This is a genomic window from Bradyrhizobium sp. Leo114, assembly GCF_055229415.2.
On sequence record NZ_JBUYEN020000047.1, the window covers coordinates 1 to 12,311 of the forward strand.

The following is a 12,311-nucleotide window of genomic DNA, read 5'->3' on the forward strand; positions in this document are numbered from 1 at the left end:
GATTCCGGCATAGTGCTCCATGGTCGACTCTCCTCGATGCTTGGAGCGAGGTCCATCCTCGACTCCGTCACACCATCAATGTGAGGGACGACCGCCCGCCCTCCAAGCAAGCCGCGCGCAGCGCGCCACCCATAGCGCCGTAGCAAGCGCGGCTTGCTTGGAGGGCAGACCGCGGCCCGTTACCCCATCTACAATTCGTCGGCCTTTTCCTATTCGCCCGCCGATAAATCATCGCTTGTAACGAGGTGATGGCGCGGCGCGCCGCAATCCAATAGATTGCATGAGAATAGGGCAGGAGGGAGCGGCATGTTTGCGCTGAAGCGGGTGTCATTGTGCCGAACCATGACGCCGCTTGCCGTGATGCTCGCCTGCTTGCTCGCGCCGTTGCCGGCCGCGGCGTTCGGGCCGCCACCGAATGCGCCGCTGTCGATGGAAAAGCTCTCGCGTCTCGATGACTTCCTCACCGAGCAAAGCGCGACCGGAAAGATTCCCGGCGCGGCGCTGCTGATCCAGCGGCATGGCAAGCCGATCTATTTCAAATGCTTCGGCAAGCGCGACGTCGAAGCGAACATCGATATGACTGCGGATACGATCTTTCCACTGCATTCGGTGACGAAGACGGTCACCAGCGTGGCGGCGATGATCCTGATCGACCGCGGCAAGATCGCGCTCGACGATCCCGTCAGCAAATACATCCCTTCCTTTGCCAACATGAAGGTCGGCGTCGAGCGCAAGGACGAGTCGGGTCGCCCGGTGCTCGATCTGGTGCCGCTGATCCGTCCGGTCACGATCGAGGATCTGTTGCTGCACACGTCGGGCATCACCTACGGCTTCTATGGCGCGGGGCTGGTGAAGGCGGCCTATGACGGCATCTATCTCGGCGACTTCGACAATGCCGAATTCGCGGAGCGGATCGCGAAGCTGCCGCTTGCCGAGCAGCCGCGCACATTATGGGACTACGGCCATTCGATCGATGTGCTCGGCCGCGTCATCGAGGTCGCATCGGGACAATCGCTCTATGAGTTCGAGAAGACGGCGCTGTTCGAGCCGCTCGGCATGACCACGACCAAATATTTCCTGACCGACCCGGCGGAGCGCGCCCGCTATGCGCGGCGGCTGCGCAGTGACGAGCGCATCGAGCGCAATCCGCTCGACGTCACGCGCTGGGAGTCCGGTGGCGGCGGCCTGGTATCGACGGTCGCCGACATGGCGCGTTACGGCGAGATGCTGCTCAATGGCGGCACGCTGGATGGCAAGACCATTCTCGGCCCGAAAACCTTCAAGGCGATGATGACTGACCATATCGGGCCGGGATCGGGCGTCGCCCGCAACTATTTCTACTATCCGGGCGACGGCTTCGGCTTCGGCTACGGGTTCGGGATCCGCACCGATGCCGGCAATGCCGTGCCGCCTCCGCCGGGCTCGCCCGGCGAGATCAAGTGGGACGGCGCTTCGGGGGCGTATATCGTCGTTGACCCGGCCCAGGACATGTTCTTCGTGCTGCTCTTGAACGCGCCCTCCGGGCGATGGCACGTCGAGGTCAACGTCAAGAAGATCGTTTACGATGCGTTCGAAAAGTGATCGAACAGAAGCCTGATCCGAAACGGCCCCCGATGCTGCGCAAGACCGACGGAACCGATCAAGGCGCAATCGCGACGACCCGCATCGTTGCGCTCGACCGCGCGCGCACCTTCATCATCCTATTGGTGCTGGTCCATCATTCGGTGGTGAACTACACTCATTTCGGCAGCGGCGACAAAGCGCGCTGGCTCGGCTTCGACCTTGTCGTGTTGTTCAACGACAGCTTCTTCATGGCCTGCATGTTCATGATCTCGGGCCTGTTCGTGCACGACAGCCTGACGCGCCGGGGAGGGGCGAATTTCATTGCCAGCCGCGCCTGGCGGCTCGGCATTCCCTATCTGGTGTCGATCTTCGTGCTGATGCCGGTGGCCTACTATCCGACCTTCCTGCGCTATCATCTGCCTGGCACGACCGATTTCAACTTCTTCCATTTCTGGTGGCACACGCTCACCATCGGGCCATGGCCGTCGGGACCGGCGTGGTTCCTGTGGGTGCTGCTCGCGCTCAATATTCTGACCGTCATCGTGTGGTCGGTCGGGCCGCGGCTGCTCAAGGGCTTGGGCCAGGTGATCTTCTTGACGCGCAACCGGCCGATGACGGCGTTCGCGGCATTCCTGGTGGTCTCGCTTGTTTCCTACGTGCCGATGCGCCTCATCTTTGGTGATGCGAGTTGGCTCGAGCCGGGCGGTTATCCGCTGCCGATCCAGACCAGCCGCATCTTGCTTTATGCCGCCTATTTCTTCACCGGCGTCGGCATCGGCGTGGTCAGCCTGCGCACGGGCATTTTCGCGGAGAACGGCGAAGTGGCAAATCGCTGGTTGCTGTGGCTTGGCTACGCGCTCGCGTTCTACGGCGCGATCCTGTTCCTGGTCTACGCTCACCACAACAGGATCGATTTCAACAATCCGCCGACGTGGTGGGAAGTGGCTTACGCGTTTGCCTTCGCGCTGTTCAGCGCGGCGATGGCGTTCGCGCTGCCGGCAACCTTCCTGCGTTTCGCGAGGGCCAAACTGCCCCTGTTAGATGCCATGCAGCCTTCGGCCTATGGCATCTATCTCCTGCACTACATCTTCATCATCTACCTGCAGTACCTGGTCTACGACCGTGCCTGGCCAGCCGGCCTGAAGGCAGCCATCGTGTTCGCCGGCACACTTGCGGCGAGCTGGGCGCTAACAGTGGCGCTGCGCAGGATTCCGCTCGTTGCGCGGGTGATCTAGTCTCGTAGCGTAGCCTGGGTGGAGCGGAACGCGGAACCCGGGACACCTGCACCAGCGTTTACGAGTTTCCCCGGGTTACGCCGACGCTCCATCCGGGCTACGAGGCCGTTTTCTACGAGGTTGTTTTCCCAAGCCCTGAGATGAAGCCCACTCGCGCAACGCAGCAATGCCGAAATGTGCTTGGTTCAGCAACGATCCACTGATTAGAGCGTTTCCAGTCACGAGCCGGTGCGAGATCGCCGGCGAGCCTGGAGATAGAGTCCCGCGATGTGGATCTTGTTGCTACTGCCGTTCGTCGGCCTGTTGTGGGTGCCATTTTATAATTTCCTGGAACCGTCGCTGTTCGGCTTCCCCTTCTTCTATTGGTATCAACTCGCCTGGGTGCCGATCACTTCATTCTTGATCTGGCTGGTCTATCGCAGCCGCAAGCCTGACGAAGCCTGAAGGAAGGTGCACGTCATGGCTGATCAGATCGAATGGATTCCGCTTTCCGTCTTTGTTTTCTTCTTTGCGCTCGTCACCGTCATGGGCTTCATGGCGGCGCGCTGGAAATCCGGCGCCGTCAGCGAGCATCTCGATGAATGGGGCCTGGGTGGCCGCCAATTTGGCACCTGGGTCACCTGGTTCCTCGTCGGCGGCGACTTCTACACCGCCTACACCATCATCGCCGTGCCCGCGCTGGTCTATGCGGTCGGCGCTTACGGCTTCTTCGCGCTGCCTTACACCATCATCGTCTATCCCTTCGTGTTCGCGGTGATGCCTCTACTCTGGAAAGTGGCGCATTCGAAAGGCTACGTCACCGCTGCTGACGTCGTGCACGGCACCCATGACTTGCGGGCGCTCGAATTCGTGGTCGCGCTCACCGGCATCGTCGCGACGATGCCCTATATCGCGCTGCAATTGATCGGCATGGGCGTCGTGATCAAGGCGATGGGGCTGAGCGGCGAACTGCCGCTCGTCGCGGCCTTCGTCATCCTTGCGCTCTATACCTATAGTTCCGGCCTGCGCGCGCCGGCGCTGATCGCCTTCGTCAAGGACATCATGATCTATATCGTTGTGCTGGTGGCGGTCGTGGTGGTGCCGGCGAAGCTCGGCGGTTATGGCGCAGTGTTCGCCGCCGCGAACGATGCCTTCATGGCGAAGGGCGGCGACACCGGCCTGATCCTGAAACCGTCGCAGATGCTGGCCTATGCGACGCTCGCGCTCGGCTCGGCGCTTGCGGCCTTCATGTATCCGCACACGCTGACCGGCGTCTTTGCTTCCAAATCTGCCGACACGATCCGCAAGAATGCGATCCTGCTGCCGGCCTATACGCTGCTGCTCGGCTTGATCGCGCTGCTCGGCTACATGGCCCATGCCGCGCACATTCAGGTGTCCTCGCCGAACGACGTCGTGCCGATGCTGTTCAAGGCGCTGTTTCCATCCTGGTTTGCGGGCTTCGCCTTCTCGGCGATCGCGATCGGCGCGCTGGTGCCGGCGGCGGTGATGAGCATCGGCGCCGCCAACCTGTTCACGCGCAATATCTGGAAGTCCTACGTCAATCCAGATATCACCCATGCCGGCGAAGCGTCGGTGGCGAAGATCGCTTCGCTGGTGGTGAAGGTCGGCGCATTGGCCTTCATCCTGTTCCTGCCGACGCAATATGCGCTCGACCTGCAACTGCTCGGCGGCCTCTGGATCATGCAGATCCTGCCGGCGCTGGTGTTCAGCCTGTTTACGCGCTGGTTCCGTGCCGAGGGGTTGCTGCTCGGCTGGGCGGCCGGCATCGGCTGGGGATCATGGACGGCGTGGAGCAATGGGCTGAAGCCGCTGGCGACGATCAATTTTGGCGGCGACAGCTACACCTTCTATGTCGGGCTCGGCGCGCTGATCCTCAACATCGCCGTTGCGGCGATCGCCACCGTGATCGTGAGCTGGCTGTCACGGGCGGCTCAACGCGGCGCCCCGGCGCGATCCTGACGCAGCTTCGTTCGGCGCAGCTTGTGCGAGCTGCGCCGACAGGCCCGCGACCTCCGCCTTCACTTTGGCGATCGCCGCGTCCTTCACCGGGCCGTAGCCGCGGATGTCCATCGGCGCTCGGGCAATCGCGAGGATGTCGGGCATGCGCCGGGCATCGATCCGGCCGAGCAGGGCATCGATCTGTTCCTCATACCAGGCGATAAGGTCGCGCTCAGCGCGGCGCTCGGCGGTGTAGCCGAAGACGTCGAACGGTGTGCCCCGCAGCCTCTTCAGGCACGCAAGAATCTTCAGCGGCGTCCCGATCCATGGGCCGAAGCTGCGTTTGCGCGGCCGACCGCGCGCGTCCTCCTTCGCCGGCAGGAACGGCGGCGCCAGATGATATCTCACCGAGAAATCGCCTTCGAACTGCTGGCGCAGCTCGTCGAGGAAGCCGGTCTCCATGTGAAGCCGCGCCACCTCATATTCGTCCTTGTACGCCATCAGCTTGAACAGAGCGCGCGCGACCGCGTCCGTCAGCGCCTCGGTTCCGAGCGAAGCCTCGGCATCCTGCACCCGCTTCACCGTTTTCCGATAGCGCGCAGCATAGGCTACGTCCTGGTAGGCCGTCAGAAAATCGGCGCGGCGCGCGATCACCTGATCGAGCGTTTCCGCTTCGATCGTTCTCGCGCTATCCGCGTCGGGCAGAAAGTCCGGATCGACGCTGGCGATGCGTCCCCAGGCAAAGGCCTGCTTGTTGCGCTCGATGGCGACGCCGTTGAGCTCGATCGCACGGAGCAGCGCGTTCAGCGAGACCGGGACGAGGCCCTGCTGCCAGGCGAAGCCAAGCATGATGATGTTGGCATAGACGGTGTCGCCGAGCAGCCGCTCGGCCAGCGCATTCGCGTCGATCGTGCTGAGATGACCGCTGCCGATCACGTTCTCGATGGCGCGCAGGCGGGTTGATGCGGCAAGGTCCGCATCTCGGAAGCGCACGACGTCGCCGGTCGGCATCTCCGCACCGTTGAGCGCGGCGCGCATGCCCTTCCGATAGGTGCCCGATGCCTTGGCGGAGGAGCTGACGACGACATCGCAGCCGATCAGCGCGTCGGCCGCGCCCTGGTCGATGCGGACCTGGTGCAGTTCGTCCGGCTGAGCGGCGATACGGATATAGCTCAAAACCGGGCCGAACTTTTGCGCAAAGCCGGTGAAATCGAGCACCGAGACGCCGCGGCGCTCGAGATGCGCGGCCATGCTGATCAGCGCGCCGACCGTGATGACGCCGGTGCCGCCGACGCCAGTCACCAGGAGATCATAGGGGCGATCGAGTGGTGCGAGCACCGGCAGCGGCAGCATGGCCGCGCGCGCCTGCGGATCGATGCTGCTTTCCGGCTTCGCGCGGCGCCTGGCGCCCTCGATAGTGACAAAGCTCGGGCAGAAGCCGTTGAGGCAGGAGAAATCCTTATTGCAGGTCGAGAGATTGATGCGGCGCTTGCGGCCGAACGGCGTCTCCTTCGGCTCGACGCTGAGGCAGTTCGATTCCACCGAACAGTCGCCGCAGCCTTCGCAGACCAGGTCGTTGATATAGGCAAAGCGCGGCGGCTCTTCGATCTGGCCGCGCTTGCGGCGGCGGCGTTTTTCGGTGGCGCAGGTCTGCTGGTAGATCAGCACGGAGACGCCGGGAATGTCGCGCAGCTCGCGCTGCACGCCATCCATCTCCTCGCGCGGATGGATGGTGACGCCGATGGGGAAGTCGGCGGGCGCGAACTGCGAGGGCTCGTCCGAGACCAGTGCGATCCGCGCCACGCCTTCGGCGCGGACGCTGTGTGCGATAGCATGCACGCTCACAGGCCCGTCGACCGGTTGGCCGCCGGTCATGGCCACGGCGTCGTTGAACAGGATCTTGTAGGTGATGTTGGCGCCGGCTGCGATGGCTTGGCGGATCGCCATCGATCCGGAGTGATAATAGGTGCCTTCGCCGAGATTCTGGAAGATGTGCTTGTGGTTAGTGAACCGCGACGATGCCGCCCAGTTGACGCCTTCGCCGCCCATCTGGATCAAGGACGAGGTCTCGCGGTCCATCCAGCTCGCCATGAAATGACAGCCGATGCCGGCGAGCGCCTTCGATCCCTCCGGCACTTTGGTCGAGGTGTTGTGCGGGCAGCCGGAGCAGAAATAGGGTGTGCGGGTCGCGCCCGCGATCGTGATCACGCGCTGTGCGTCAGGGGTGAGTGCGGCGGCGCGCTTCGCAAGATCGAGGCCGGGGAAGATCGGGTCGAGGCGCCGCGCCAGCACCTCGGCGAGCGCGCGCGGCGACAATTCGCCGATCCATGAGATCAGCCGTGCGCCGGTCTCGTCGTGCTTGCCGACCATCCGCTCCGGCTTCGAGCCCGGATAGTCGTAGAAATATTCCTTGAACTGGCTCTCGATGATGCCGCGCTTTTCCTCCACCACCAGGATCTCGCGCTTGCCCTTCACGAACTCCATCGCGTCGTGCAGCGCGAGCGGCCAGACCATGCCGACCTTGTAGATGTCGATGCCAAGGCGGCGGCAGGCAGCCTCATCGAGGCCAATCAGCCGCAGCGCTTCCATCAGGTCCAGATGCGCCTTGCCGGTCGTGACGATGCCATAGGTCGCGTGCGGGATGTCGTAGATGTGGCGGTCGATCGGGTTGGCTTTTGCAAAGGCGTAGACCGCGTGCTTCTTCGCTTCCAATCGCTCCTCGATCTGCGGTCCGGGAAGATCGGGCCAGCGATAGTGCAAGCTGCCGGGCGGCGGCGTGAAATCGGGGACGTGAAAAACGCGTGGCGGGCGCAGCGCGACGGAGGCGCCGGATTCGACGATCTCCGAGATCGCCTTGAAGCCGACCCACATGCCGGAGAAGCGGCTGAGCGCGTAGCCGTATTCGCCGAATTCGAGATATTCGGCGACGCTGGCCGGATGCAGCGTCGGCATGAACCAGCTCATGAAGGCGACGTCGGACTGGTGCGGCATCGAGGAGGAAACGCAGCCATGATCGTCGCCCGCGACAACAAGCACGCCGCCATGCGGTGACGAGCCATAGGCGTTGCCATGCTTGAGCGCATCGCCGGAACGGTCGACGCCCGGGCCCTTGCCATACCAGAGGCCGAACACGCCCTGCACGGTGCGATCGGGTTGGGTCTCGACTTGTTGCGAGCCGAGCACTGCGGTTGCCGCGAGGTCCTCGTTGACCGCGGGCAGGAATTCGATGCGCTCCGCCTTGAGACGATTGGCGATGCGCCAGAGTTCGAGATCGACGCCGCCGAGGGGCGAGCCACGATAGCCGGAGATGAAGCCGGCGGTGTTCAGCCCCGCCGCGCGATCGCGTCTGGCCTGGTCGAGCACGATACGGACGATGGCCTGCGTGCCCGTGAGGAAGACGCGGCCGTCATCGCGTTCATAGCGGTCGGAAAGCTGGTAGGTGTCGAGGGAGGGAATGGCATCCATGGCCGGCCTCGCATCGGATTGGAGTCGGTTGACGGTAGTCCCCTCCCTTCGGCAAGTGTTACCAATTCATCCCTGCGATACGCCGTAAATCGGTAGGCTTTTGTAAGAAGTCGTGTTTCTTGGTAGAATCTACCAAACGGAGATGCCCTCATGGTCGAAGAGCAGGACGAACGCATCCTCACGGAACTGCAGAAGAACGGGCGCGCGACCAACCAGGAACTTGCCGAGGCGGTCGGCATGTCGACCTCGGCCTGCTGGCGGCGCGTGCGCGGGCTGGAGGAATCCGGCGTGATATCGGGCTATTCGGCGCTGGTGGAACGTGAGCGTGCCGGCTTTGCAACGTCGGCGATCCTTCATGTTTCGCTGGAGCGGCATGATGCGAAATTCGTCGACGAGTTCGTGGCGCGGGTGAAACGGCGCAGCGAAGTCCTGGAATGTTTCGCGACCACGGGAGACGCCGACTATCATCTGCGTGTCGTGGTGCGCGACATGCACGCGTATAATCAGTTCCTGGACGAATTCATGTTCCGCGTGCCCGGCATCCGCTACGTCCGCACCAACATGATCCTGAAGGAGATCAAGACCGGCGTCGCCCTGCCGTTCGATACCAGGCGGCCGCGGAAGGATTGAGACGTAGGGTGGGCAAAGCGAAGCGTGCCCACCTTCGAGCACTCCGCTCGTGATGGTGGGCACGCTTCGCTTTGCCCACCCTACAAACCTTATCGCTACTCCCTCACGAACCGGTTACGCAGGGTGCCGATGCCGGTGATGTCGATCTCGACCACGTCACCCGCTTTCAGGTCCGGCGAGGCGCCGTCGGTGCCCATCCAGATCACGTCGCCGGGCCAAAGCGTGAAATACTTCGTCAGTTCGACGATGAAGGGGACGATGCCGAAAATCATATCGTTGGTGCGAAAGCGGTTGGTCTCCGTGCCGTTGACCCGCACCACCGTCTCCATCTTGTCGAGATCGACATCGGTCTCGATCCATGGACCCATCGGCTTGAAGGTATCGGCGTTCTTGGAGCGCCAGAGGCCGCGGTCGGCCTTCTGCCAACTGCGCTCGCTGACGTCATTGCCGATGGCGTAGCCGAACACGCAGGACATCGCGTTCGCCGCATCGAGGTGTTTTGCCTTCTTGCCGATGACGACCACGAGCTCACCTTCGTAGTGAATCTTTTCCGTTCCGGTCGCCGGGATCACCACGTCCTCATCGTGGGCGATCAGGGCGTTCTGGGCGCGGTAGCCGATTTCGGGCCGGTCGGGCACGGCGGGGATTTCGCCGCGCTTATCGGCGGCCTCCTTCAGGTGCTTCAGATAATTGAGCCCGACGCAATAGAAGGTGCGCGGGATCAGCGGCAGCTCGATCTTTACGTCTCGGAGCGCATGCGTCTCCGCGGTACGCCGCCATTCGCCGAAGGGATCGCCGTCCACTGAGACGACCTTTTCACCCTCGACGAGACCCCAGGAGGTCTTCTCTTGGGCGGTGAATTTAAGCCAGCGCATCGATCTGCTCTCTCATTCCGCCGCAACCTGCGGCGAGATTTTCCAGGCTCCGGCCGCGGGACGGGGCAGGCCGAGATTCTCGCGCAGCGTCTTGCCGGTATAGTCACGGTGGAATAGCCCGCGGCGTTGCAATTCCGGCACGACATGGCGAACGAAATCAGCGTAGGAACCGGGCACATAGCTGGCCGCAGTGACAAATCCATCGCAGCCGCGCCCGACGAACATCTCCTCCAGCCGATCGGCGATGTCCTTCGGCCCGCCGACGATCGCATCCTTCACCAGGCCGCGGCCGGAGAAGGTGATGAAGTCGCGCGTGGTTGGATTGGTCTTGCCGGAGGTTTTCAGCACGCCGTCGCGGATGCCGAGCATGCCTTGCATGCCCTGCAGTTCCTCCGTCGTCAGCGGCTCGTCGATGCCCTTGGCGCCGAAGTCGAAGTTCAGTCCCTCGGCGAGCAGGGACAGCGCGTCGATCTCCAGCGGCAGCTTCTGGATCAGCGCCATCCGGTCTTCCGCCTCGGCCTTGGTCGCGCCGCACACCGGCGTGATCAGATTGCAGAGGAACATCTGGTCGGGATCGCGACCGGCCTTTGCCGCCTCATCGCGGATCGCCTCATAGCCTTGCCTTGCGCTGGCAAGATTGCGCGCGGCGGTGAAGATCACCTCGCCCCATCGCCCCGCAAAACGCTGGCCGCGGCCGGAAGCGCCGGCCTGGATAATGACGGGATGACCCTGCGGCGAACGCGGCACCGTGAAGGGTCCGCGCGACTTGAAGAACTTTCCGTCGTGATCGAGCCGCTTCACCTTGGTCGGATCGGCGAAACGGCCGCTCTTCTTGTCGACGATGAGTGCGCCGTCCTCCCAGGAATCCCAATGGCCGAGCACGACCTCCATGAATTCGTCGGCGCGGTCGTAGCGCAAATCGTGTTCGAGATGGTGCTCGCGGCCCATGTTGAGGGCTTCGCCGTCATTGACCGAAGTCACCACATTCCAACCGGCACGGCCGCCGGTCATGAGGTCGAGGGTGGCGAAGCGGCGCGCGACGTCGAACGGCTCGTAGTAAGTGGTCGAACAGGTCGAGGCGAGGCCGAGTTTCTCGGTGACCATGCCCATCGTGGTCAGCACGATCACCGGGTCCATCTTCACGCAGCGGATGCCGTATTCGACGGTGTGGGCGTGATCGTTGCCATAGCGGTCCGGCATCGCCAGGCGGTCGTCGAAGAACGCCATGTGGAATTTGCCAGCCTCGAGGATCCGCGCGATCTCCTGGTAGTAATCCGCCGACATCGAATCGTCGCGCGATTGCGGATGGCGCCAGGAGCCCGGCAGATTGGTGCAGTTCTGCGCCTGCAGGAAACCGACCAGTGCCATTTGCCGTGTCATGCCGCTGTCCCCCTCTCACGCCAGATCGAGTTGTTTTGTCAGCCCGTACTCGCCGGCGAGCGCGCGCAGCTTGTCCCAGGTCGCTTCCTCGATCTCGATGCCGTTCTTCCGCCGCTCCTGTTCGCGCAGAAATTCGACCTCGCCGGGATAGAACACGCCCGGACTTCCGTCCGAGGGCGGCGTCGATTTCAGGTAGCGGGCGAACTCGGCCACCTCGCGCTTGAAATCCTGCAACGGACGGAAGGCGGCGACATTGAACACCGCCATGAAGCATCCGTCATTGTGGCGTCCGGTCGGCTCGACGCCGAATCCAAGCCCGGTGAGCAGGCCCCACAGGACTTCCACCATGGCCGCCAAGCCAGAGCCCTTATAGCCCTCGCTGCCACCAAGCGGCAGCAGCGCGCCGCCCTTGCGATAGTCCGTCGGGTCGGTGGTGTGGCGGCCTTCGGCGTCGATGATCCATCCGGTCGGAATCCGCTCGCCGCGTGCGACCGCGAGCTGGATCTTGCCCGCGGCGACCGCCGAGGTTGCCATGTCCAGATAGAACGGCGCCTCGAGCTCGGACGGCACCGCGATTGAGATCGGGTTGGTGCCGAGCCGCGCCTCGCGGCCGCCGAATGGCGCGACGTGTTTTGGCGAGCGGCCGGAATCGGCGGTGGCGATGCCGATCATGCCTTCGCGCATCGCCATCATGGGATAGTGCGCAAGCCGCCCGACATGGCTCTGTCGGAACACGGTACAGGCGGCGACATTGGCGGTCTTCGCCTTGGCAATCGTCAATTCCATCGCCTTGGCATTGACGTGGAAGCCGAAGCCCCAATGGCCGTCGATCACGGTCGTGGTCGGCGATTCCTGGACGATGGTCCATTTCGCGCCGGGCACGATATGGCCGGCCTTGATGCGGTCGATATAGGTCGCGACCGCGATGATCCCGTGCGAGTCATGTCCGGCGAGGTTGGCGTTGACGCAGCCGATCGCGACCGCCTGGGCTTCCTCCTCCAAGGCGCCGGCGCCGCGCAGCAGCGCCGCACCGATGCGGGTGAGACGATCGGCGTGGACGATCGGCATGGGGTTTCCTCGTATCGACGCCCGCGTCACGCGGCGGGTCTTGCTTGTTTGTGGTTCGCCATGGTCTCAAAGCCGTGGCCGGCGAGCAAGGCCAGAATGTCCGGTCCGCCATGACGCCGGCGCGGCTTTTCAGGGCGGCGGATCTCATGGCAGGGAA

The 12,311-nt window shown here is 63.4% G+C and carries 9 protein-coding genes; 5 read left to right on the forward strand and 4 right to left on the reverse strand.

Annotated features, from left to right (window positions below; translation table 11 throughout):
- Nucleotides 1–306 precede the first annotated feature (306 nt).
- The 4 genes from ACZIRK_RS36370 (at nt 307) to mctP (ending at nt 4,757) form a co-directional block, all read left to right on the forward strand.
- Nucleotides 307–1,581 carry a serine hydrolase domain-containing protein gene (locus tag ACZIRK_RS36370; RefSeq protein WP_474419166.1) on the forward strand — a complete coding sequence of 425 codons (1,275 nt, stop codon included), beginning with the start codon at nt 307–309 and terminating at the stop codon, nt 1,579–1,581.
- On the forward strand, nt 1,578–2,798 hold the full coding sequence (locus ACZIRK_RS36375; RefSeq protein WP_474419167.1) for an acyltransferase family protein: 1,221 nt from the start codon (nt 1,578–1,580) through the stop codon (nt 2,796–2,798). Before ACZIRK_RS36370 ends, ACZIRK_RS36375 begins: the two co-directional genes overlap by 4 nt.
- Nucleotides 2,799–3,065: 267 nt before the next feature.
- Complete coding sequence (locus ACZIRK_RS36380; protein WP_028169316.1) at nt 3,066–3,242, forward strand: DUF3311 domain-containing protein; 177 nt, start codon at nt 3,066–3,068, stop codon at nt 3,240–3,242.
- 15 nt (nt 3,243–3,257) lie between these two features.
- Nucleotides 3,258–4,757: a monocarboxylate uptake permease MctP gene (mctP, locus tag ACZIRK_RS36385; RefSeq protein WP_130230792.1), complete on the forward strand. Its 1,500-nt coding sequence runs from the start codon at nt 3,258–3,260 to the stop codon at nt 4,755–4,757.
- On the opposite strand, the gene ACZIRK_RS36390 is transcribed toward mctP, so the two are convergent.
- Nucleotides 4,719–8,201: an indolepyruvate ferredoxin oxidoreductase family protein gene (locus tag ACZIRK_RS36390; RefSeq protein ID WP_474419168.1), complete on the reverse strand. Its 3,483-nt coding sequence runs from the start codon at nt 8,199–8,201 to the stop codon at nt 4,719–4,721. The two genes, mctP and ACZIRK_RS36390, sit on opposite strands and share 39 nt — an antisense overlap.
- Before the next feature lie 150 nt (nt 8,202–8,351).
- On the opposite strand from ACZIRK_RS36390, the gene ACZIRK_RS36395 reads away from it, so the two are divergent.
- Nucleotides 8,352–8,831: an Lrp/AsnC family transcriptional regulator gene (locus tag ACZIRK_RS36395; RefSeq protein ID WP_028169319.1), complete on the forward strand. Its 480-nt coding sequence runs from the start codon at nt 8,352–8,354 to the stop codon at nt 8,829–8,831.
- Between the two features lie 95 nt (nt 8,832–8,926).
- Here ACZIRK_RS36395 and ACZIRK_RS36400 read toward each other — a convergent pair whose 3' ends face one another.
- Genes ACZIRK_RS36400 through ACZIRK_RS36410 form a run of 3 tightly spaced genes read right to left on the reverse strand, consistent with a single transcriptional unit; the run spans nt 8,927 to nt 12,154 of the window.
- On the reverse strand, nt 8,927–9,706 hold the full coding sequence (locus ACZIRK_RS36400) for a fumarylacetoacetate hydrolase family protein (RefSeq protein ID WP_130226871.1): 780 nt from the start codon (nt 9,704–9,706) through the stop codon (nt 8,927–8,929).
- A gap of 12 nt (nt 9,707–9,718) precedes the next feature.
- A complete protein-coding gene (locus ACZIRK_RS36405; protein WP_130226870.1) occupies nt 9,719–11,086 on the reverse strand; it encodes an LLM class flavin-dependent oxidoreductase in 1,368 nt (455 codons plus the stop codon).
- Between the two features lie 15 nt (nt 11,087–11,101).
- Nucleotides 11,102–12,154, reverse strand: a complete 1,053-nt coding sequence (locus ACZIRK_RS36410; protein ID WP_474419169.1) for an Ldh family oxidoreductase — start codon at nt 12,152–12,154, stop codon at nt 11,102–11,104.
- Nucleotides 12,155–12,311: the final 157 nt, after the last annotated feature.

Excerpts from the sequence above, each read along its gene's own strand:
- ACZIRK_RS36370 (WP_474419166.1), top strand. The coding sequence starts at position 307 with ATGTTTGCGCTGAAGCGGGTGTCATTGTGCCGAACCATGACGCCGCTT.
- ACZIRK_RS36380 (WP_028169316.1), top strand. The coding sequence starts at position 3,066 with ATGTGGATCTTGTTGCTACTGCCGTTCGTCGGCCTGTTGTGGGTGCCA.
- mctP (WP_130230792.1), top strand. The coding sequence starts at position 3,258 with ATGGCTGATCAGATCGAATGGATTCCGCTTTCCGTCTTTGTTTTCTTC.
- ACZIRK_RS36390 (WP_474419168.1), bottom strand. The coding sequence starts at position 8,201 with ATGGATGCCATTCCCTCCCTCGACACCTACCAGCTTTCCGACCGCTAT.
- ACZIRK_RS36395 (WP_028169319.1), top strand. The coding sequence starts at position 8,352 with ATGGTCGAAGAGCAGGACGAACGCATCCTCACGGAACTGCAGAAGAAC.
- ACZIRK_RS36400 (WP_130226871.1), bottom strand. The coding sequence starts at position 9,706 with ATGCGCTGGCTTAAATTCACCGCCCAAGAGAAGACCTCCTGGGGTCTC.
- ACZIRK_RS36405 (WP_130226870.1), bottom strand. The coding sequence starts at position 11,086 with ATGACACGGCAAATGGCACTGGTCGGTTTCCTGCAGGCGCAGAACTGC.
- ACZIRK_RS36410 (WP_474419169.1), bottom strand. The coding sequence starts at position 12,154 with ATGCCGATCGTCCACGCCGATCGTCTCACCCGCATCGGTGCGGCGCTG.